This is a genomic window from Mucilaginibacter sp. UR6-1 (assembly GCF_020880975.1).
Classification (GTDB): Bacteria; Bacteroidota; Bacteroidia; order Sphingobacteriales; family Sphingobacteriaceae; genus Mucilaginibacter.
Map to the genome: position 1 here is coordinate 45,815 of NZ_JAJIWP010000004.1, position 21,149 is coordinate 66,963.

Below are 21,149 nucleotides of genomic sequence, written 5' to 3' on the forward strand. Positions count from 1 at the left end.
GGCAATCAATGCGTGCAGATTCTTGATCAACATACAAATGCAAACCCTTTAATGCCTAAGTAATTTATTTGTAACAACTTAAAGATACTATATCAGATATTAAAGGAACATATTTGCATAATGATAATTACTGTAGAAGAAGGAGAGATAGGCAGCATTTACAACAAGGCCATTAAAAGCTATAAGGCCTGTATATATAATGATGAGAATTCTTATTTACGGGATGAAGTTTCAATTCCACTTGAACTGATTGAATTGAAGCGGGATAACATAAGCATCAGGTTTTATGAACAGGAAACTGAAACTTATAACCTTGAAGTTAACCTGAAACTGTACGATTTATCGAAAAATGAGATCGGTAAATATGTTTATATACAAGATGAAGCCGGAGATTTTGTAGATGAGTTTTTAATATTCAAGTAAACGTTCCATCTAAATTATCGCAATCGTCCCCCAAATGTCAAATATTTATTTCCTGTAATACTATCAGTTAATTTTACGTTATTTTTAGTAAAATCAACAAATACCTATAAAATTTGAAACAGGGAGCGGTTTTACTCTTCGTGCTGGCATGTGCATGTGTCGATTATGATGCGGCTACCGCGCAAGATAAAAAACGATCGTGGTTGGGCGGCAGGTTCATCGTTTGCTTAATGATACCACATTGGCCGAGCAGGCCAGCTTTACCGTATACCCTGCCATTGGCTACGCTTCTGAAACCGGTTTTCTGCCAGGCCTACAAGTTTTTTAAGTTTTGGTTGGCTGATATAAAATCACTTTACTTTCTTAGGGCACGACAAATACCAATGCCACAACATCATAGTAGCTACGGTGCGGTGAGGCTTCCATTGTTCGGCAATAAGCATTACAGCCTCTTTGACGGCTTCGGGTGGGAGTTGTTTTACCCGTTTGAGGGCGTTAACCGCGGCCAGATCACCTGCCGGAAAAATATCGGCACGCTGTAACACGAACATCAGGTAAACATCCACCGTCCAGTTACCGATGCCTTTCAAGGTGGTAAGGCAGTTGCGTACGGCATCATCAGGCATGGCGGCAATATGTTTCAGGTTGATCTCGCCGGTAAGCATCGCCTCGGCCAGGTAACGTACATAGATGGTTTTTTGGCGGCTAAAGTAACAGGCCTTTAACTCTTCGTCCGTTAACAATAAAACCCTTGCCGGCGTAATTTCCTGTACACGATCACGCAGTTTATTCAACGCTGAAAGCGCCGAAGCCAGCGATACTTGCTGCTCCAATATAATGTGTACCAGGGTTTCAAACGTATTCGGCCTGCTCCACATGGGTGGGTAGCCGTAGGTATCGATCACCATCTTCAGATCGGCATCCTTACTGGCAAGCTCGTCGCAAATAGTATGAAAGTTGGATTGATCAAAGGTGTTCATCGGGATGCAATCTACCTAATTATTTCGATTGGCCCATCGTTTTGTTAATGGTTTGACAGGCTCACCATTACAAATAAATGTGCAGATGTGCGGATATGAAGATGTGCAGATAAAATAAGGGAATAGCCTCTGTCATCCTGAGCTTGTCGAAGGACTGTACGCTTTAGCCTGTCGCTTTGCTAATGGTTCGACAAGCTCACCATGACAAATAAATGTGCAGATGTGCGGATATGAAGATGTGCAGATAAAATAAGGAAATAGCCTCTGTCATCCTGAGCCTGTCGAAGGACTGTACGCTTTAGCCTGTCGCTTTGCTAATGGTTCGACAAGCTCACCATGACAAATAAATGTGCAGATGTGCGGATATGAAGATGTGCAGATAAAATAAGGGAATAGCCTCTGTCATCCTGAGCCTGTCGAAGGACTGTACGCTTTAGCCTGTCGCTTTGCTAATGGTTCGACAGGCTCACCATTACAAAACAGTTTATTACTCATCCATCAACACTGTCATCCTGAGCTTGTCGAAGGATTGAATATCAATCATGGTAATATTACTAACTTTTTTAGGATATACCCGGCAGTTTTCTGATTTTTACAGTATGAACAATCTGCCGCCGCTGGCCGAGCGTATGCGCCCGGCAATTCTGGATGATTATGTGGGTCAAAAACACCTGGTTGGCCCGGGTGCCGTGCTGCGCAAGGCTATCGAAAGCGGCTCGCTGCCCTCCATGATATTCTGGGGGCCGCCGGGGGTGGGTAAAACTACGCTGGCCTATATCATTTCGCAATCGCTGTACCGGCCATTTTTCTCATTGAGCGCCATTAATTCGGGGGTTAAAGATGTTCGTGAGGTGATCGAAAAGGCATCATTATTAAAAGAGCAGGGCGAAATACTGCCGGTACTGTTTATTGATGAGATACACCGTTTCTCCAAATCGCAGCAGGACTCGCTGCTGGGTGCCGTGGAGCGTGGTATTGTTACGCTGATAGGCGCTACTACCGAGAATCCATCCTTTGAGGTGATCTCCGCTTTGCTATCACGCTGCCAGGTATATATTTTACAGCATTTGGCCGAGGCGGATCTGGTGAACCTGCTCGAAAAAGCCATGCGTGAGGATGTGATCTTAAAAGACAAGCACATCACCATAAAAGAACATGAAGCCCTGCTGCGCCTTAGCGGCGGTGATGCCCGCAAACTGCTCAATATTTTTGAACTGCTGGTAAACGCCTTTGATAGTGACCATATTGAGCTGGATAACGATGTGGTGCTTGAACACGTACAGCAAAACATGGCGCTGTATGATAAAACCGGCGAGCAGCATTATGATATCATTTCGGCATTCATTAAATCCATGCGCGGCAGCGACCCTAACGGCGCGGTGTATTGGCTGGCCCGCATGATTGTTGGTGGTGAAGACCCTTTGTTTATTGCCCGGCGTATGCTCATCCTGGCATCAGAGGATATTGGCAATGCCAACCCCAATGCCCTGCTGCTGGCGCAAAGCTGCTTTGAGGCGGTGAACAAGATCGGGATGCCCGAGTCGCAACTGATCCTCTCGCAAACGGCTATTTACCTGGCTACATCGCCCAAAAGCAATTCGGCCACAACAGCTATTGCCGAGGCCATCGCCCTGGTTAAACAAACCGGCGACCTGCCCGTACCCCTGCACCTGCGCAACGCGCCAACCAAGCTGATGAAGAACATTGGCTACGGCAAGGATTATAAGTACGCGCATAATTATGAGGGGAATTTTGCTGACCTGGATTTTTTACCGGATGCCATTAAAGGCCGCAAAATATACCAACCGGGAGCCAACGCCAAGGAGCATGAGATAAAAGAAAAACTTAAAAAACTTTGGGGCGACCGGTATAAGTATTAACCGTTAGGTAATTTTTGCTATTTTAACAACGGATTCCCCTAATGCCTGCGCCGCCAATTTTTAGGGCTGTGTAATTTGTGTTAAAGCTGGTGTAACAACAGGGTAGTTCTGTTATCTTAATTAAAACCTATTAACGCATGACTTCTACTTTTATCAGCCACGAGTTAAAATCCTTTTGGCGATCAAAAAACACAGGCAAAAACATTGCCGTACGGGTAGTGATGGGCCTGTTGATTCTGTATCTGCTGGGTAGTCTCCTTGTAATAGGCTTCGCGCTCGACAAAATCCTGGAAGAAGTATATAAAAATCAGGATATTGTTGCGCCTTTTTGTGGCATACTGCTCCTTTACTATTTGTTTGACCTGCTACTGCGCCTGCAACTACAGGAGCTGCCTACGCTAAAAGTTCAGCCATACCTGCATCTCCCAGTTAAGCGCAACACGCTGGTAAAGTACCTCTCGGCGGTTTCTATGTTGTCGTTTTTTAACCTGTGGCCGTATGTGCTGTTCTCATTCTTTATTTTCAAGATTATTGCACCCGATAGCGGGCTTGCCGCGCTGGCTTTTTTTGTGGCGATAACCGGCTTAATGGTTTTTAATAACTATCTGGCGCTGTATATTAAGCGCCGCTCAAACCTTAACGGCTGGATATTCCTGGCGGTTTCAGCAGTGCTGATCCTTGTTAACGCGGGCGATTTTTTGTGGCACCTTTATTCTATAAAAGATATTTCATACAGCTTTTTTGGCAGGATGATGACCACACCCGCACTGGCACTTATTCCGGTTGCTTTGGCTGCGGTAATGTTTTATATCAACTTCCTGTTCCTGAAAGCTAACCTTTACCTTGAGGACTTGAATGCCAACAAGGCATCATCATACAAAAACAGTACGGATTACCCGCTGCTTAACCGCTTTGGCAGCGTGGGCGACCTGGTGGCTAACGAGATCAAGCTGATATTGCGCAACAAACGCCCACGCTCGGCACTGATCATGGGCTTGTTCTTTATGCTTTATGGTCTGTTCTTCTACCCTAACCCTGCATTTAAAAACAACGAGGGGTTCAAGGTATTTGTAGGCATGTTCATGACAGGTATCTTCATCATCAATTACGGGCAGTTTATGTTTAGCTGGCAGGCCTCGCATTTTGATGGCATACTGGTGAGCAAGGTTAAATTTACCGATTTTTTAAAGGCCAAATACATGCTGTTCACAGGCGTATCAACCGTGGCATTCATCCTTACCATACCATACATATATTTTGGCTGGCGCGTGGTGCTGATACATTTTGTAATGTACTTATGGAACCTGGGTGTTAACACCACTATTATCCTGTTTTTTGCCAACCGTAACCACAGGCGTATCGATCTGAGCAAAGGCGCATCCTTTAACTGGGAGGGCGTAGGCGCTACGCAACTGCTGATATCCATACCCTTACTGGTAACCCCGTTTGTGCTTTACGCGCCGCTTAAATACCTGGTGAACAGCAACGTGGCATTAGGTGTACTGGCCGCTGTAGGCGTTATATGTATTGCATTGCGCCCCTTTTGGATCAAAAAACTGGAACAGGATTTTATAACAAAGAAATTTAAACTGGCCGAAGGCTTCAGAGCTAAATAAACCCCATGATCGAAGTTAAAGATATTGTAAAGGTATATGCCGGCAAGGCCGTTGTAAATGTACCTCAGCTTGAAATTAAAGCAGGCGAAAGCATTGGCCTGGTAGGCAATAACGGCGCGGGCAAAACTACCCTATTCCGCATGGTGCTTGATCTGATCCGTGCCGATAAGGGCGAGATCCTGTCAAAAGGCGAAGCCGTTGCCGGTAACGAGCATTGGAAAAATTACACCGCCGCTTACCTTGACGAAGGCTTTTTGATAGACTACCTTACCCCCGAAGAATACCTCTACTTCATCGGCGGACTGAATGGTGAAAGCAAGGCGAATGTGGATGATTTTTTAACCACCCTTGCCGAGTTTTTTAACGGCGAGATACTGAAACGCGGCAAATACATCCGCGACCTTTCAAAAGGTAACCAGGCCAAGGTGGGTATTGCGGCCTGCCTGCTGCAAAAACCCGAACTGCTGATGCTTGATGAGCCTTTTGCCAATATCGACCCATCAACACAGATCAGGCTGAAGAATATCTTGAAGGAGCTGAGCAGCCAGCGTGGCGTTACTACCATTGTATCCAGCCATGACCTTAACCATATTACCGATGTTAGCGATCGTATAATTTTGATGGAAAAAGGCGTTATTATAAAAGACATCGCAACCAGTTCATCAACACTGGCTGAACTGGAAGACTATTTTGCGGTGGGGCAAAGTTTTTAATAATATATGCATACCACACGTAAGGCCACATTTAATGATGTGGATACCATTGTACAATTAGCTAAAGATATTTGGTGGCCAACTTATTCGCCGATACTGGAAAAGGAACAGATTGAATACATGCTTGGCACTATTTACGCTACTGAGGTAGTTGAACGGCAGGTTGAAACCGCCGAACAAACTTTCTTGCTTTTACTGGAAGATGATCAGCCCGTAGGTTTTGCTGCTTATTCGCAACGGGAGGATAACCCGGATGTATACAAACTGCATAAGCTGTACTGCCTGCCCGCCATGCAGGGCAAAGGCTACGGTAAGGCACTTATAAACGAGGTAATTAAACAGGTTAAGGATGCCGGAGCAAGTAATCTCGACCTCAACGTTAACCGTTACAACAAAGCCAAAGGCATGTACCAGAAAATGGGTTTTGAGGTGATCTATGAAGAGGATATACCCATTGGCCCGTATTTTATGAATGATTATGTGATGCGGAAAAGCCTTTGATAATATAAATTCAGTATTTACGGTTGATTTATTATCTTCGGGCTTTATCACAATTAATTTCTAATGAAAAAACTTATCACATTGTCATTAGGCTTCGCGTTCATGAGCCTTACATTTACCTCTTGCTATGTAAACACGTTTAATGTGGGTAAAGGTGCCCAGTCAAACGTTAAAGTATCAAAGTGGAACCACTACATTTTTTGGGGATTGGCACCTGCAGGTGTAAGTAACCCTAAAGAATTGGCCGGTGACGCTACCGATTACACCGTTACTATTAAACACAGTTTTGTTAATGGATTATTGAATGCCATTACCCTTGGTATTTATTCACCAACTACAACTGAAGTAACCAAGTAAGACTTTAATAAGGCAGGGCAAATGCTCTGCCTTATTCATTCCTCAGTAAAATGAAATACGCTATTTTTTTTATCAGCATTATATTTTTAATAGGCACCATTATTAAGATCACCAACCTTGAGCTGGGCGATAATTATGAAAAGCTTACTAATTACGGCTATGGTTACATAGCGGGCAATGCACTGCTGATACTATTCTTCGCAACACTTACCTACTTCTCGGGCCGCAATATCATCAGGGCCAATTTTTCTGATATCGAAGTATAATCCTCGTAATATATACCTATTGAAGTGAGTCTGTCCTAAAGACATTGCTTCACTATCGTTCGCAATGACGTTTTAGAAATAAAAAATTTCATATCGAGCGAGGCAAGAGAGAAATGACAGTTTTTTATAAATTCCTTATTAAATCCCTCTCCTTTGGGGAGGATTTAGGAGGGGTAAAAAAGCCCTGCAAGCTTAACGCCGGCAGGGCTTTGGTGTAATTAACTATTATAGAGGGCTGAAAGCCTGGGCCGGAGGCTTTTGCTTTCAGCATTGTCTATTGCTTTGTCGCTTATGAGCAACCCATTGAGTTACCGCAGTTTAAACACTTGTAGCAAGTGCCCGAACGTACCGTAGTATGGCCGCACACATTACAGCTTGGGGCATCGCTTTGTACACCCATGCTTAGGTCAACTGATAGCTGGTGCTTAGCGCCGCCTTTGCTTTCTGTAGCAGTTACGGGTTTAGCTGGCTCGGGTGTGTAAACGTTGGTTTCGTCGGTATTGTAATCACTGTCGTCAAAACCATGGCCAACTACCGCTTTATCTTCGGTAATTACGTGCACCAAGTCGGTACGGTTAAGGTACTCGTAACCCAGCATCCTGAAGATATAGTCGATAATAGAGGTGGCGCTCTTGATGTTAGCGTGGCCCATCACCATACCTGCCGGCTCAAAGCGGGTAAAGGTAAATTTCTCCACATACTCCTCAAGCGGCACACCGTACTGTAAACCAACCGATACGGCAATGGCAAAACAGTTCATCAGCGAGCGGAAGGTTGCACCCTCTTTGTGCATATCCACAAATATCTCCCCTAATGTACCATCCTCGTACTCACCTGTGCGCACGAAAACCGTTTGCCCGTCAACACTGGCTTTTTGGGTATAGCCCCGGCGCTTAAACGGCAGGTTCTTTTTTTGCACCACGCGCGATAGCTGGCGCATAAAGCGGGTATCTTTTGATTTTTCGATGATGGCCATCGCGGCTTCCAGTACCTGGTCAGCAGTAAGGTCGCTCAGCTTAACGTTAGCGGCCTCGCCCAATACTTCCTCTACAGATTCAAGAGATTCTTCAGCTTCCTCCTTAACGTCAGATTTGGTTGAAAGCGGTTGAGATAATTTACAACCATCACGGTAAAGGGCATTGGCTTTCAGTCCAAGTTTCCATGATAGCTCGTAGCAATCCTTTATCTCATCAACCTTAGCCTCGTTTGGCAGGTTAATGGTTTTTGATATCGCACCGGATAAGAAAGGCTGTGCAGCCGCCATCATTTTAATGTGGCCATGCGCGTGAATGTAGCGCTCGCCTTTAGCGCCGCATTTATTAGCGCAATCAAATATAGGGTAGTTTTCTTTTTTCAAATAAGGAGCGCCCTCAATGGTCATGGTACCGCAAACGTACTCGTTAGCCTCGGCAATTTGTTTTTTGCTGAAACCTAAAGCACGCAGCAGGTTAAAGTCAGGCGCATTATATTGCTCGGCAGTAAAACCAAGGCGTTTAACAGCTTCTTCACCCAGCGTCCAGATGTTGAACGCGAACGATATCTCGAATGCCGATACCACTGCTTTATCCAGTTTCTCCAGTTCGGTATCGGTAAGGCCTTTGGCTTTCAGGCTTTCAAGGTTAACGTTCGGCGCGCCTTTTAAAGTAGCGGCACCTTTAGCATAGTTTACAATGGCAGTAATTTCATGCTCTTTATAACCCAGGTTTTGCAATGCCTCGGGCACGGCCTGGTTAATAATTTTGAAGTAACCGCCGCCTGATAGTTTTTTGAATTTAACCAGTGCGAAGTCAGGCTCGATACCGGTAGTATCGCAATCCATCACTAAACCGATGGTGCCTGTTGGGGCTATAACGGTAGTTTGCGCGTTGCGGTAACCGTATTTCTCGCCCATTTCAACAGCCTTATCCCAGGCGTTGCAAGCGGCTGACAGCAGATAATCCGGACAAACCTTTTGGTCAATTCCCGGAGGCAGTATCTCCAGGCCTTCGTAATTTTCGGTTGAGTTGTATGCCGCGTAGCGGTGGTTGCGCATTACACGCAGCATGTGTTGCTTATTATCCTCGTAACGGCGGAAGGTACCCAGCTCGCGGGCCAGCTCGGCCGATGTAGCGTAGGCAGTACCCGTCATGATAGCGGTAATTGCGCCGCCAATAGCACGGGCTTTATCACTATCGTAAGGGATGCCGTTAACCATTAATGCCGAACCCAGGTTAGCATAACCTAAACCAAGTGTACGGTAATCGTATGATAGTTCGGCAACTTCTTTTGACGGAAATTGCGCCATCAGTACTGATATTTCCAATACTACTGTCCAGATACGGCAGGCGTGCTCGTAGCCTTTAACATCAAACACACGGGTTTCTTTGTTAAAAAAGTGCGCCAGGTTGATGGATGCCAGGTTACATGCGGTGTTATCCAAAAACATGTACTCTGAGCATGGGTTTGAAGCGTTGATACGGCCACCTTCAGGACAGGTATGCCACTCGTTAATGGTGGTATCATACTGTACACCCGGGTCGGCACAGGCCCATGCCGCGAAAGCGATATCATCCCACAGTTTTTGTGATGATATTGATTTTACGGTTTTGCCGTTCATGCGGCCAACCAGATCCCAGTTCTTACCCTCATTAAGGGCATGGAAAAAGCTGTTTGGTATACGTACCGAGTTATTTGAGTTTTGGCCTGATACGGTACGATAAGCCTCGCCCTCATAATCTGACGAGTAACCGGCGGCAATAAGCGCGGCTACTTTTTTCTCCTCCTCAACTTTCCAGTTTACAAAGCCTTCAATTTCCGGGTGATCCAGATCAAGGCAAACCATTTTGGCCGCGCGGCGCGTAGTACCGCCGGATTTGATGGCACCTGCCGCCCTGTCGCCTATTTTAAGGAACGACATAAGGCCTGATGAATAACCACCGCCTGATAGTTTTTCGTTCTCGCCACGGATCTTAGAAAAGTTGGTACCTACACCTGATCCATATTTGAAAATACGGGCCTCACGTACCCACAGATCCATGATGCCGCCCTCGTTAACCAGGTCATCATCTACAGAAAGGATGAAACACGCGTGCGGCTGCGGGCGCTCATAAGCTGATGTTGATTTGGTAAGCGTTTCGGTAACCGGGTCAATATAGTAATGGCCCTGTGGTTTGCCGGTAATGCCGTATGAGGTATGTAAACCCGTGTTAAACCATTGCGGTGAGTTTGGCGCTGCCAACTGGCCGGTAATGGTGTAAACTATCTCGTCGTAAAACACCTGTGCATCCTGCGGGCTGGCGAAGTAACCGTAGCGGCTGCCCCATTCCTTCCAGCAATTGGCCATACGGTGTGCCACTTGTTTTATGCTTTTCTCTGATCCGGTGCTGCCATCAGGTTGCGGCACACCGGCCTTACGGAAATATTTTTGAGCCAAAATATCAGTTGCCACCTGCGACCATGATGCCGGTACTTCAACATCATTCATCTCGAACACCGCATCGCCCGATGGGTTGCGGATAACGGATGAGCGTTTTTCGTATTTAAACAGGTCAAACACCGGGGTACCCTCGGTGGTAAAATACCTGCTAAACTTCAGTCCTTTGCCTGCTGAAGCTGCTGATTTTTTTGGAATGCTTTTGCCCATAGCTACTTAATATTATTATTTAACGTGTCAGTTCTTTTACGATTAATTGTGTCAGTCAAAAAATCTATAAGAGTTTTTAATCAAATTTACCTTCGGCAGCGGTACAGTACAATTTGAGTTTTCCACATACCAACATATCAAAACCCGCCTTTAGGCATGGCGTAGCATGAGAAGATAAAATATCCGCTTTTTGCGGTGTGGAAAACTAAAAATTCACGATTTTTTAAGGTGGTATTAACAAATTTTGCTATATAAAAATGATTGCCTTTTGTTTTAAAAAACTACATTTATTTTTTTAAAACTTTTAGCATGAAAAAGACCCTCTTTATATTGTTATTCATGGTATCTGCCTTTATAGTAAACGCCCAGGATACCGCCAAATTGTATAACCCCAATGCCGATGCCAAACTGCAGATAAGCCAGGCCGTTAAGCAAGCCGCTAAAGAACATAAAAACGTGCTGCTGCAAATAGGCGGCAACTGGTGCGTTTGGTGCCTGCGGTTTAACAGCCTGGTAACTACTGATCTGGACCTGAGCAAATACCTTAATGAGAATTATGTAACCGTACACCTTAATTACAGCAAGGAGAACATGAACGAGGCTACACTGGCATCATTAGGCTATCCGCAGCGTTTTGGTTTCCCGGTTTTTGTGGTGTTGGATGGTAAAGGCAACCGCCTGCATACTCAAAACTCAGGTTATCTGGAAGAAGGTAAAGGCCACAGCAAGGCCAAGGTAATGGAGTTTTTACAGGGATGGGCGCCGGCCGCGCTTGACCCTAAAAGCTACAGCAAAAAGGCTAAATAATACAGGCCCTATCCTGTAACAACATTGTTAAAACGCTTCAACCTAAAATTGAATAGTTTTGGTATCAAACTGACTAACATATATGAAACGAAAACTACTCATTTCGGGCTTGTTTTTAACAGGCCTTGCCTCCGGCGCATTCGCTCAGGAGAAGGTTGACGCGGCCATGGTGCAAAAAATACGCGAAGAAGGCCTGCAGCGCTCCAAAGTAATGGAAACGGCTTTTTACCTTACGGATGTATCGGGCCCTCGTTTGGCCGCGTCGCCAGGGTTAAAGCGCGCGCAAAACTGGGCGGTAAGCCAATTTACCAAATGGGGTTTAGCTAATGCTAAACGCGAACCCTGGGGTAAGTTTGGTAAAGGCTGGGAAGTGCAAAAAAACTACGCCGCCATCACCGTGCCTTACTACCATGCCATCATCGCTATACCCAAAGCATGGACACCCGGCACCAACGGCGCTATTAAAAGCGAGGTTATCCTGATCAAGGCTGATACGACTACCGACCTTGATAAATACAAAGGCAAGCTGCAAGGCAAAGTAGTGATATTTGATGTAGCCACTACCCTTAAGCCCGGCTTTACCGCCGATGCCGAACGTTATGCCGACAGCACCTTAACCAAAATGGCCGAGGCTAAGCCACAGGCGCGCCAACAACGCCCTGCAAACTTTGCCACATCGCCGCAATTTGCCGCTATGCGCCGTGCAAGGGCCATGCGTACCGCCATCAACGAGTTTTTAAAAGCCGAAAACGTAGGCCTGATATTAAGCATGGCACGCGGTACTGATGGCACGGTATTTACCACCAACGGCGCATCATACGCTGATACGGCCAAAGCCGTTGCGCCTGAACTGGAAACCAGCGGCGAGGATTACCTGCGCATTCTGCGCCTGATAAAAGGCGGACAGAAAGTTGAGCTGGAAGCTGACATCAAGACCCAGTTTTTTACCGAGGATATGCAGGAATACAATGTTGTTGCCGAAATTCCGGGTACTGATAAAAAACTGAAGGACCAGGTAGTGATGATAGGCGGTCACCTTGACTCATGGCATGCCGCTACCGGTGCTACCGATAATGCCGCGGGCAGCGCCGTAATGATGGAGGCCATGCGCATATTAAAGGCTGTTGGCTTTAAACCAAAACGTACCATCCGCATTGCTTTATGGAGTGCCGAGGAGCAGGGCTTACATGGCTCGCGCAATTACGTGCTTAACCACCTGGGCGACCCTAAAACAATGGAGCTAAAGCCTGATCAAAAGAAAATATCAGCTTACTATAACCTGGATAACGGTACCGGTAAAATACGCGGTATATACCTGCAGGGCGACAGCGCCGCAGGCCCGATATTCCAGGCGTGGCTTGATCCGTTTAAAGATCTGGGTGCCGGCACAGTTACCGTTGGCAACACCGGTGGTACCGACCACCTGGCGTTTGACGCGGTGGGCATCCCGGGCTTCCAGTTCATCCAGGACCCAATGGATTACGGCAGCCGTACCCATCACAGTAATCAGGATACTTATGACCGCCTGGTTGAAGATGACCTGAAACAAGCCGCTACCATAGTAGCATCGTTTGTTTACCACACTGCCCAGCGTACCGATATGATACCACGCAAGGAGCAGCCAAAACCGCAACCGGCAAATTAACTTCTGTATAAAACATAAAGAGCTGCAATTATGCAGCTCTTTATGTTTATAGCTATCAGATAAAGAACAAAGCACTGTGAATAATTCGCCGGCTGTTTAAATTTTACTTTAAAGGCAGTGCTTCAACCTGCTATTCAATGTTTTCATCACGTAATTGCAAGGCACGAAGCAATCTCTTCAGGACATTGTTACCCACAATAATGCAAAATCCTTAAAGCTCCCTCTCCTATAGTTGGGGCGAGGGTGTAAGGTCACTCACAATTTTAGCCGATAGCAAACACAAAGGTATGCCCCCGCCCGGGTGCACGCTGCCTCCGCAGAAATACAGGTTTTTTATTTTTGACGACCGGTTGGCATGTCGTAAAAATGCCGCGAACTGGTTGTTGGAGCTTGTGCCGTACAGCGACCCCTGGTAGGATGAGGTGCGGCTTTCAATTGTGCGAGGGTCGAGTATGCTTTCGCATTGTATAAGAGGAGATATATCTTCACCTAATAAACGGCTTAGCTTTTCAACAATGCTGGCGCGGGCGGAGTTAATAAGCGCGTCCCAATCCTGCCCTTTGTTGGCTGGTACGTTGATCATTACAAACCAGTTTTCATGGCCTTCCGGAGCATCATCCGGTTTTAGCTTTGAGCTGATGTTGAGGTAAACGGTCGGGTCGGGCCCGATGGTTTGACTATTCCAGATGCTGTTAAACTCCGCCTCGTAATCGGCACTAAAAAATATATTATGCAGATCGAGCTGCGCAAAATGCTTGCTGATGCCCCAGTAAAATATCAATGCCGAACTGCTACGCTCCTGTTGTAGTATTTTTTGGGGGTGGATGCCGGGTAAATGATTAAGCAGCTTTTTGTAGGTGAACCACACATCCATGTTTGATACAACTATATCGCCATTAATTACATCTCCGTTTACCTTTATACCGCTGGCTTTATTATCCTCAATTACTATTTGTTCAACCGGACTATTGTAATGGAATTTTATACCCAATTCATCCGCAAGTTTAACCAGCGATGATGTGATGCTGTACATACCACCCTCCGGAAAGTAAGCACCGAAGTGCTGCTCAAAATAAGGGATAACGTTTAGTGTAGCGGGGGCCTTATAAGGGTTTGAGCCATTGTAGGTGGCATAGCGGTCATGAAACTGCACCAGGCGTTTATCTTTAAAAAAGGTTGCGTTGGCTTTGTGCATGTTTCGCATCGAATCGATACCCGGCAAGCGCAGAATTGATTTCAGCGTAGGCCAGCGCAGGTAAGTGCTCAGCCGGTGTAACGACCGCTCTAAAAAAACATGGTTGGTAATATCATAAATGCGGCGGCTGTTTGCAGCATACTTGCGGATGTTTGCCGCTTGTTCGCCTGTTCTGGCAGATAGCTCGTCAACGAATTTCCCGCTATCAGCATAAGCCGATAAGCGGGTGCCATCCTCATAAAAATAGTTACAAACGGTATCGAGTTGCTGATAATTAAAATACCGGCGCGGATCTTTACCGGCCAGTACAAAAAGCTCATCAATATACTGCGGCATGGTAAACAGGCTTGGCCCGGCATCAAAGCGGTAGCCCTGCTGTTCAAATTCAGCTAATTTGCCACCCGGATAGGCGTTTGCCTCATAAATAGCCACCGCATAGCCTTTTATTGCCAAACGGATAGCCGTAGCAATACCTGCAATACCGGCACCTATAATTATTGCTTTTGGCTGAGGCATGTGGGCAAAAGTAGTATTAAAAACATATCTTCGTTCACGTGCCGATAACCCGCGGCATTAATATTTGTTTTGAAATGAAGGAATATATTGAGATGGCCCCCGTGGCCAGTATGATATTTATAATTACGCTGGTAACCTCGCTTTACGCATTCTCTAACGAAACCGTTTACCGAAAATTCACCCTGCATCCGTACAGTGTTTCAAGAGGACGGGAACTGTACACCCTCATCACCAGCGGATTGATCCATAAGGATTGGGGCCACCTGTTCTTCAATATGCTGTCGTTCTTTTTCTTCGCGTTTACGTTAGAAGCTACAGTAGGGCACTGGCAGTTCGGGTTAATTTACCTGGTAAGTTTGGTACTGAGCGACCTGCCAACCGTAGCAAAACACCGCCATAACCAGTGGTATTACAGTCTTGGCGCATCAGGTGCTATAAGCGCCGTGGTATTTAGCTTTATATTATTTTACCCCAAGGCCGGTATGTACTTAATGATGATCCCCATCAGTATCCCCGCCTATATTTTTGGTATACTATACCTGGTGTATTGTACTTATTCATCGCGCTACGCGCAGGATGGCATTAACCACGATGCGCACTTTTATGGCGCGTTAAGCGGCATATTGCTCACCATTATGGTCTATCCGCAGGTGATAAAACTGTTTTTAGCAGCGTTTGGGATAAGCGTTTAAGCCGGTAGCTCTATGCTGTCCGCCGGTACAAAGTTACCGTCGGCATCAAACAAAAAGCTCATGGGCTCCTCCGGGTTCCTGATGATCTCGAACAACAGGAAACCCCAGTTTTTCCAGAAGTTTTCCAGTACCTGGCCATAGGTTTTAACCACCCAATGGTCAAACAACGGCTTACTGCTCATACCGCGTAGGGGCATGGCTTCCAGATAAATGGCATCGTTAACAGGTAAAATGTTATACTCGGGCAAACGGTTAAATAGGTAAGCTGAGTAAAAAAAGCGTGCGTTTAACTCCTCAAACTGTACAGGGTGCAACGGCTGCCCGGCTATTTTATCCAATACCTCCTTGTGGTAGTTGGCATTGGTGCCGTTATCCTGCAGGCAAATAATGATGCCAAAATCCTTTATCCGCAAAGAAAAGGTGAGCGTATTGATCTCATCCCGATAACCAAATACATCATCAGCATTATTTACCTTAAAAAGCATCAAACTGAATGGCTTAAACTCATCAAACTCCAGCGGCAAATTGATGCTTTGCAGCATCATGTGTAACTGGGTAAATTTATGGATGATAGCGTGCGACATGCTGAACTCCTCGCCCTGCGCGTGTTGCTGCCTGATGCCTGCCTGTATCTCATTAAAAATAATGCCATACAGTAACTTGCCCGCCCATTGAAAAAGCTTTACATCATCTAACCGGCTAACCCCTTCGTAACCCTGCTCAAAAGCGGCGGCAATTTCGCTCTCCAATGGTTCCAGGTAATTCTCGTTCACGGTAGCTGAGCAAGGTAGTTTCAAATCCTTGTAAGTGGCCATGCTTTCATCAAGCAGCTTAAATGGCTTGTCTTCCAGCATGTAAGCGCTCATTAGCCATTGGGGGAACACCTGTATCTTTTCTTCGGTGGTGCTTAACGCCTCGCCGGTTAAAAAACAATTGCGGTTGCTAAAGTTAAATTTGCTGAACGGGTTATAAAGTTGTTGCGGCATAACGGCAAAGATAAGCACGTTTTTGATTGCAAAACTTTAGCTTTGATTTTATAACATGCAACTGACTTACCGCCCATACCATCTGCAATTAAAGCACCCGTTCACCATTGCTAAATTTACCCGTACGGCCACGCCCGTTATGCTGGTTACAATTGAGCATGAGGGTTATACCGGCCACGGCGAAGCATCAATGGTGCCTTATATGGGCGAGAGCCACGAAACCGCGGCCGCTTTTTTAAGTAAGGTTGATGTAAGCCGATTGATTTATCCGTTTGATTTCGGGGCGATCATTAATTACCTTGATGATATTGCTCCCGGCAACCCGGCCATTAAAGCCGCTATTGATATTGCCCTGCACGATCTGGATGGCAAACTGCGCCAAACGCCATGCTGGCAGTTATTAGGCAGCGAGCCTGCGTTGATGCCGCCTACCAGCTACACCATTGGCATTGATACGCCCGATGTGGTGCGCCAAAAAGTACTTACCGCGCCTGATGTTAAAGTATTAAAAGTAAAATTAGGGCGGGAGAATGACAGGGAACTGATCGAAGCCATACGCTCGGTAAGTAATTTACCTTTGTATGCCGATGCCAACCAGGGCTGGACGGACAGACAACAGGCTTTGGATATGATACTTTGGCTGCATGGCCAGGGCGTACAACTGATTGAGCAACCCATGAACAAACTTGATGTGGACGGCAACGCCTGGCTTACCGAACAAAGCCCCATCCCCGTTATTGGCGACGAGGCCGTGCAGCGCCTCCCCGATGTAGCTTTGGCTGCGGGTATTTATCATGGCATCAACATCAAATTAATGAAATCAGCAGGGATGTATGAAAGCTTGCAGATCATAAAAAAAGCCCGATCACTCGGGCTCAAAATTTTGATAGGCAGTATGAGCGAAACAAGCTGTGCCACTTTAGCTGCCGCCGCCCTCGCTCCGCAATGTGACTGGGCCGATCTGGATGGGCCTTTGTTAACTACCAACAATCCGTATGTCATGCCCGGTTTAAATAACGGGCGATGGCAATTAAGCAGCCAACCGGGCCTGGGAGTAATATAGTTTTACGGCTTTTTGGTAAGCTGGCGTACCTCCTTTATCAGGCGTACCTTTAAAACAATCAGCATTACGGCTACAAATACGGCACCCAGCACCCAGCTCCAATGCTTTTGCAAATACCCCTCGTAGGCAATAAAAAGGCATACTATAATGCCTACATTGTAAAGCACGTTAAGTGCTACCTTTTTGCCCATAATTAATACACCTCAATGGTTGGGTCAATTTCGGCCTGCCATGCCAGTATACCGCCTTGCAGGTTATACAGGTTGGTAAAGCCCTGCTGCTCCAATTGCATAATGGCTGCCGCGCTGCGTTTGCCGCTGCGGCACATTACCACAACCGGTTTATCTGTATATAATTTATCAGTTTCAATTAAAATGCCGCCCAGCGGAATATGCTGCCCGCCAATGTTTGAGGTTTGATATTCAAAATCTTCCCTCACATCAATCAGTTGAAAGTCCTCGCCGCGGTCAATTTTTTCTTTTAGCTCCTGTACGGTTATCTCGTTCATGATATTTAAAATATGTTTTCAAATGTATGACTTTTCTGTAAACAGCAACCGTTTGCCCGGCCATGGGCACTTAATTCTTTACAATATGCTGTCATTATAACTAATAACTTCGCTAAACTATTGATGGTTAAACGCATCTGATGGTTTTATGCCTGCTGTTAATAATTGCTGCCGTTGCATAAATGTTTTACCGGTAACTGTAACAATAGCAACCCACGGGCGTTTTATATAAAGTTTACGTAGACACTCACATTCATGAAAAAAGTTACACGCTTCTTTTGGTTCTGTTCAGGAGCGCATATAGATACGCTTAAAAAATATCCTATTGAGCATAATAAGTATATAGGCATTGGTGCAACCATATTTTTTACCGCGCTGTTTGCCGCCCTCTCCGGCGGTTATGCCATGTATTTTGTGTTTAGCGGCAGCGCATTCGCGGTTGGCTTCGCCATATTGTTTGGCTTGCTGTGGGGTACCGCCATTTTTAATATGGACCGCTACATTGTATCAAGCATTAACAAAGAGGGCAGCACCAACCAGCAGATATTACAGGCATCGCCACGTATTTTACTGGCGATAATGATAGGCATCGTTATATCACGCCCGCTGGAGTTGAAAATATTTGATAAGGAGATCCGCGGTAAGCTCAAAACATCATACCTGAAGGGGCAGCAGCGCAAAATAGATACGTTACAAAAAACCTACCAGGGCAAATACGCCATGGAACTTGGCAAAAACGCTGAACTAAAAAAGGAAAAGGATTCGTTAGAAAGGGATATTAACCGCTCCCGCTTTCAGCTTAACCAGGAGGTTTTTGGCGATAAAACCAACCAAACATCGGGCATAACCGGCTACGGCACCTACGCCAAGCAAAAGGAAGCCGTGCTGAAAGAGAAGCAGGACAGGCTGAAAACCGTTACCGGCGATATGGCCAATATGGAAGAATACCTGAGCGCGCGCAAAAACTACGAGGGGCTGAACAGTACCAAACTATTTTCGGACAAGCAACTGGACAGCCTGGCCAACGTTGCCGGTTTCTCTGACCGTAACTGGGCGCTGGGGCAGTTATCCTATAATGAAAAAGGCGAGCGCGACCTGGATACTTACCTGGCCATATCATTCATCGGTTACCTGTTCATCCTGTTTGAGTGTTTACCGGTATTTGTTAAGCTGATGTCGCCTAAAGGGCCTTATGATGTGGCCGTGGCAAAAATTGCCGAAGCCAATGTTCACCTTGCCGAGCGTGATAAGGAACGTGATATTGCCGTTACCGATAATGTGTATGACCATCACCTTGAAACCGATGTAGACAAGCGAAAGCGCATCATCACCGGCCAATCCGAATATGACCTGGGCCGCCATAGTTATGATTAACAGCGGGCTATGGTAATGTATAGGCGCGGTAATCAATAATTTACATGTTTGTTATGTTATAAACTCGTATTTTTCGGGCCATTTATTTAACTGCACTTCATGAAAAAATTAATACTTATCGCGGTTATGTGTCTGGGTGTGTCAGCAACGTTTGGTCAGCGCGGCAAGCGCCACCGTTCGCGCCCGGTTTATAGCAGCAGCCCGGTTTATTATACCGTATCATTCCCAAACGCGGTACACCACGAAGCCGAAATTGTAATGACGCTGACCGCCGTGCCGCAAGGCCCTTTGCGTGTACGCATGAGCCGCTCATCGCCGGGCAGGTATGCCACGCACGAGTTTGGAAAAAATATTTATAACGTAAAAGCCTATACCAACAAAGGTTCTGAATTGCCTATCAAACAAATTGAGGGCGATGTGTATGAGATCCCGTCGCATCAATCCGTAGTTAACATTAGCTACACGCTTTTTGGCAACTGGGTTGATGGCACCTATGCCGGTATTGATGCCGGGCAGGCACACCTAAACATGCCCGCCTCGTTTATGTGGGCCGTTGGGTTTGACCGCCGCCCGGTAAAAATCCAGTTTATTGATCTGGATAAGCACCAGTGGAAGGTATCATCACAACTAAAATACGAGGGCAACGCCACCTATACCGCGCCAAACCTGCAGTACATGATGGATAGCCCGACTGAACTATCCGGCTATAAGCAGGCAAGTTGGGAGGTGACTAACCCAACGGGTAAAAGGCAAAAAATAAACCTGAATGTATATTCAGACGATAGCCAGCAATTTGTAAACAGCTTTTCGCAAATGGTGCAAAAAGTGGTGCTGGAAGAGCAGGCCGTTTTTGGCGAACTGCCCGATTATGATTATGGCGAATATACCTTTATCAATAACGTGCACTCCACGGTTAACGGCGATGGCATGGAACACCGTAACTCTACCATTATTACCGATCCGATTGATAAGATTGAAGGAAATGAGGTACAGGTGCTGGGCACTTTCTCGCACGAATATTTCCATAGTTGGAATGTGGAGCGCATCCGCCCCAAATCATTAGAACCGTTTGATTTTACACACGCCAACCAAAGCAGCGAATTATGGTTTGCCGAGGGCTTTACCCAATACTACGGCGAAATGCTGTTAAAGCGTGCGGGCTTTTATACAATGGACAATTACGCGCAGGTGTTAGATGGCCTGGTTAACTCCGTACTGAACACACCGGGCGCTAAAAAATATCCGCCGGTGCAGATGAGCCGCTACGCTGTTTTTGCGGACGCGGGCGTGTCTATCGACATGAATAACAACTCAAACATCTTTACCTCATACTATGTGTATGGCGGGGCTACCGCCCTGGCGCTCGATCTGCGCCTGCGCGCCGAGTTCAACCTTACATTAGATGATTACATGCGTTTTGTATGGAAAAAGTTTGGCAAAACCGAAAAACCATATACCGTGCCTATGCTGCAGTTGGCGCTGGCGCAGTTTACTAAAGAACCGGCCTTCGCGTCAGACTTTTTCAGGCAGTATATTTACGGTATCGAAAAGAATAATTACGAAGCCCTGTTAGCCAACGCCGGTTTTTTGGTACGTAAAGAGAGTGCCGATAAAGCCTGGGCAGGCAGGTTGGCCTCGGCCAATGGGCGCAATAAATCAGGCCAGGCACATGCCTCATACGCTGCGGATGGGGTGTTAATTGCTATACCAACCGTACAAAACACACCTTGGTACAAAGCAGGGCTTGATGCCGGCGATGTGGTACTAACTGTTGACGGGCAGGCCGTAAAAGCCTGGGATGATATTGAAAAGATCATCAACACCAAAAAGCCCGGCGACAAGCTGGCGGTAAAATACCGCAACCGTGCCGGCCAGCACGAGGCCAATGTAACGTTAGAGGCCAGTCCGTATTTTGAGGTAGTAACCTTTGAAAAGGCAGGCAAAACGCTTACTAAGGAGCAGGAAACATTCAGGAATAACTGGTTACAATCAAAAGTAAAATAAC

General features: G+C 46.2%; 19 protein-coding genes. 13 read left to right on the top strand and 6 right to left on the bottom strand.

Going from position 1 to position 21,149, the window contains the following annotated elements; translation table 11 throughout:
• The first annotated feature begins 120 nt into the window (after positions 1-120).
• The gene (locus LJ707_RS15450) at positions 121-423 is read left to right on the top strand and encodes a hypothetical protein (RefSeq protein WP_228952646.1); all 303 of its coding nucleotides are present in this window, start codon (positions 121-123) and stop codon (positions 421-423) included.
• A 350-nt stretch (positions 424-773) separates the two neighbouring features.
• Here the strand turns inward: LJ707_RS15450 and LJ707_RS15455 are convergent, their stop codons facing one another.
• Positions 774-1,403, bottom strand: coding sequence for a DNA-3-methyladenine glycosylase (locus tag LJ707_RS15455; RefSeq protein WP_228952648.1), 630 nt, complete (start codon positions 1,401-1,403; stop codon positions 774-776).
• Between the two features lie 599 nt (positions 1,404-2,002).
• Here LJ707_RS15455 and LJ707_RS15460 point away from each other — a divergent pair.
• From LJ707_RS15460 to LJ707_RS15485, 6 genes are all read left to right on the top strand, one after another.
• A complete protein-coding gene (locus tag LJ707_RS15460) occupies positions 2,003-3,283 on the top strand; it encodes a replication-associated recombination protein A (RefSeq protein ID WP_228953146.1) in 1,281 nt (426 codons plus the stop codon).
• Between the two features lie 137 nt (positions 3,284-3,420).
• Positions 3,421-4,899, top strand: coding sequence for a DUF5687 family protein (locus tag LJ707_RS15465; protein WP_228952650.1), 1,479 nt, complete (start codon positions 3,421-3,423; stop codon positions 4,897-4,899).
• Positions 4,900-4,904: 5 nt separating this feature from the next.
• Positions 4,905-5,612, top strand: coding sequence for an ABC transporter ATP-binding protein (locus LJ707_RS15470; RefSeq protein ID WP_228952652.1), 708 nt, complete (start codon positions 4,905-4,907; stop codon positions 5,610-5,612).
• A 6-nt stretch (positions 5,613-5,618) separates the two neighbouring features.
• The gene (locus LJ707_RS15475) at positions 5,619-6,113 is read left to right on the top strand and encodes a GNAT family N-acetyltransferase (protein WP_228952654.1); all 495 of its coding nucleotides are present in this window, start codon (positions 5,619-5,621) and stop codon (positions 6,111-6,113) included.
• Positions 6,114-6,176: 63 nt separating this feature from the next.
• Positions 6,177-6,470 (top strand): Bor family protein, encoded by a 294-nt coding sequence (locus LJ707_RS15480; protein ID WP_228952655.1) that lies wholly within the window; start codon positions 6,177-6,179, stop codon positions 6,468-6,470.
• A 50-nt stretch (positions 6,471-6,520) separates the two neighbouring features.
• A complete protein-coding gene (locus LJ707_RS15485) occupies positions 6,521-6,736 on the top strand; it encodes a hypothetical protein (protein WP_228952657.1) in 216 nt (71 codons plus the stop codon).
• Between the two features lie 289 nt (positions 6,737-7,025).
• On the opposite strand, the gene LJ707_RS15490 is transcribed toward LJ707_RS15485, so the two are convergent.
• Complete coding sequence (locus tag LJ707_RS15490; protein ID WP_228952659.1) at positions 7,026-10,358, bottom strand: vitamin B12-dependent ribonucleotide reductase; 3,333 nt, start codon at positions 10,356-10,358, stop codon at positions 7,026-7,028.
• A gap of 309 nt (positions 10,359-10,667) precedes the next feature.
• On the opposite strand from LJ707_RS15490, the gene LJ707_RS15495 reads away from it, so the two are divergent.
• Both LJ707_RS15495 and LJ707_RS15500 read left to right on the top strand, forming a co-directional pair.
• A complete protein-coding gene (locus LJ707_RS15495) occupies positions 10,668-11,165 on the top strand; it encodes a thioredoxin family protein (RefSeq protein ID WP_228952661.1) in 498 nt (165 codons plus the stop codon).
• 82 nt (positions 11,166-11,247) lie between these two features.
• Entirely contained in the window at positions 11,248-12,810 is a 1,563-nt protein-coding gene (locus tag LJ707_RS15500) for a M20/M25/M40 family metallo-hydrolase (protein ID WP_228952663.1), read from the top strand.
• Between the two features lie 226 nt (positions 12,811-13,036).
• On the opposite strand, the gene crtD is transcribed toward LJ707_RS15500, so the two are convergent.
• Entirely contained in the window at positions 13,037-14,521 is a 1,485-nt protein-coding gene (gene crtD / locus LJ707_RS15505; RefSeq protein ID WP_228952665.1) for a 1-hydroxycarotenoid 3,4-desaturase CrtD, read from the bottom strand.
• 74 nt (positions 14,522-14,595) lie between these two features.
• Between crtD and LJ707_RS15510 the strand changes: the two genes are divergently transcribed.
• Complete coding sequence (locus LJ707_RS15510; RefSeq protein WP_228952667.1) at positions 14,596-15,213, top strand: rhomboid family intramembrane serine protease; 618 nt, start codon at positions 14,596-14,598, stop codon at positions 15,211-15,213.
• On the opposite strand, the gene LJ707_RS15515 is transcribed toward LJ707_RS15510, so the two are convergent.
• A complete protein-coding gene (locus LJ707_RS15515; protein WP_228952669.1) occupies positions 15,210-16,199 on the bottom strand; it encodes a hypothetical protein in 990 nt (329 codons plus the stop codon). The genes LJ707_RS15510 and LJ707_RS15515 overlap by 4 nt on opposite strands.
• Before the next feature lie 55 nt (positions 16,200-16,254).
• On the opposite strand from LJ707_RS15515, the gene LJ707_RS15520 reads away from it, so the two are divergent.
• Positions 16,255-17,262, top strand: a complete 1,008-nt coding sequence (locus LJ707_RS15520) for a dipeptide epimerase (RefSeq protein ID WP_228952672.1) — start codon at positions 16,255-16,257, stop codon at positions 17,260-17,262.
• Between the two features lie 2 nt (positions 17,263-17,264).
• On the opposite strand, the gene LJ707_RS15525 is transcribed toward LJ707_RS15520, so the two are convergent.
• Together LJ707_RS15525 and LJ707_RS15530 are read right to left on the bottom strand one after the other, a co-directional pair.
• Complete coding sequence (locus LJ707_RS15525; RefSeq protein WP_228952673.1) at positions 17,265-17,453, bottom strand: DUF6358 family protein; 189 nt, start codon at positions 17,451-17,453, stop codon at positions 17,265-17,267.
• A gap of 2 nt (positions 17,454-17,455) precedes the next feature.
• The gene (locus LJ707_RS15530; protein ID WP_228952676.1) at positions 17,456-17,770 is read right to left on the bottom strand and encodes a rhodanese-like domain-containing protein; all 315 of its coding nucleotides are present in this window, start codon (positions 17,768-17,770) and stop codon (positions 17,456-17,458) included.
• A gap of 255 nt (positions 17,771-18,025) precedes the next feature.
• Between LJ707_RS15530 and LJ707_RS15535 the strand changes: the two genes are divergently transcribed.
• Positions 18,026-19,144 carry a DUF4407 domain-containing protein gene (locus LJ707_RS15535; protein ID WP_228952678.1) on the top strand — a complete coding sequence of 373 codons (1,119 nt, stop codon included), beginning with the start codon at positions 18,026-18,028 and terminating at the stop codon, positions 19,142-19,144.
• A gap of 99 nt (positions 19,145-19,243) precedes the next feature.
• Entirely contained in the window at positions 19,244-21,148 is a 1,905-nt protein-coding gene (locus LJ707_RS15540) for a M61 family metallopeptidase (protein ID WP_228952686.1), read from the top strand.
• Position 21,149: the final 1 nt, after the last annotated feature.

What these genes read in the sequence shown, in the direction of transcription:
- LJ707_RS15515 (WP_228952669.1), bottom strand. Translation starts at nt 16,199, where the DNA reads ATGCCGCAACAACTTTATAACCCGTTCAGCAAATTTAACTTTAGCAAC.
- LJ707_RS15490 (WP_228952659.1), bottom strand. Translation starts at nt 10,358, where the DNA reads ATGGGCAAAAGCATTCCAAAAAAATCAGCAGCTTCAGCAGGCAAAGGA.
- LJ707_RS15520 (WP_228952672.1), top strand. Translation starts at nt 16,255, where the DNA reads ATGCAACTGACTTACCGCCCATACCATCTGCAATTAAAGCACCCGTTC.
- crtD (WP_228952665.1), bottom strand. Translation starts at nt 14,521, where the DNA reads ATGCCTCAGCCAAAAGCAATAATTATAGGTGCCGGTATTGCAGGTATT.
- LJ707_RS15485 (WP_228952657.1), top strand. Translation starts at nt 6,521, where the DNA reads ATGAAATACGCTATTTTTTTTATCAGCATTATATTTTTAATAGGCACC.
- LJ707_RS15500 (WP_228952663.1), top strand. Translation starts at nt 11,248, where the DNA reads ATGAAACGAAAACTACTCATTTCGGGCTTGTTTTTAACAGGCCTTGCC.
- LJ707_RS15525 (WP_228952673.1), bottom strand. Translation starts at nt 17,453, where the DNA reads ATGGGCAAAAAGGTAGCACTTAACGTGCTTTACAATGTAGGCATTATA.
- LJ707_RS15540 (WP_228952686.1), top strand. Translation starts at nt 19,244, where the DNA reads ATGAAAAAATTAATACTTATCGCGGTTATGTGTCTGGGTGTGTCAGCA.
- LJ707_RS15495 (WP_228952661.1), top strand. Translation starts at nt 10,668, where the DNA reads ATGAAAAAGACCCTCTTTATATTGTTATTCATGGTATCTGCCTTTATA.
- LJ707_RS15450 (WP_228952646.1), top strand. Translation starts at nt 121, where the DNA reads ATGATAATTACTGTAGAAGAAGGAGAGATAGGCAGCATTTACAACAAG.
- LJ707_RS15480 (WP_228952655.1), top strand. Translation starts at nt 6,177, where the DNA reads ATGAAAAAACTTATCACATTGTCATTAGGCTTCGCGTTCATGAGCCTT.
- LJ707_RS15535 (WP_228952678.1), top strand. Translation starts at nt 18,026, where the DNA reads ATGAAAAAAGTTACACGCTTCTTTTGGTTCTGTTCAGGAGCGCATATA.
- LJ707_RS15465 (WP_228952650.1), top strand. Translation starts at nt 3,421, where the DNA reads ATGACTTCTACTTTTATCAGCCACGAGTTAAAATCCTTTTGGCGATCA.
- LJ707_RS15470 (WP_228952652.1), top strand. Translation starts at nt 4,905, where the DNA reads ATGATCGAAGTTAAAGATATTGTAAAGGTATATGCCGGCAAGGCCGTT.
- LJ707_RS15510 (WP_228952667.1), top strand. Translation starts at nt 14,596, where the DNA reads ATGAAGGAATATATTGAGATGGCCCCCGTGGCCAGTATGATATTTATA.
- LJ707_RS15455 (WP_228952648.1), bottom strand. Translation starts at nt 1,403, where the DNA reads ATGAACACCTTTGATCAATCCAACTTTCATACTATTTGCGACGAGCTT.
- LJ707_RS15475 (WP_228952654.1), top strand. Translation starts at nt 5,619, where the DNA reads ATGCATACCACACGTAAGGCCACATTTAATGATGTGGATACCATTGTA.
- LJ707_RS15530 (WP_228952676.1), bottom strand. Translation starts at nt 17,770, where the DNA reads ATGAACGAGATAACCGTACAGGAGCTAAAAGAAAAAATTGACCGCGGC.
- LJ707_RS15460 (WP_228953146.1), top strand. Translation starts at nt 2,003, where the DNA reads ATGAACAATCTGCCGCCGCTGGCCGAGCGTATGCGCCCGGCAATTCTG.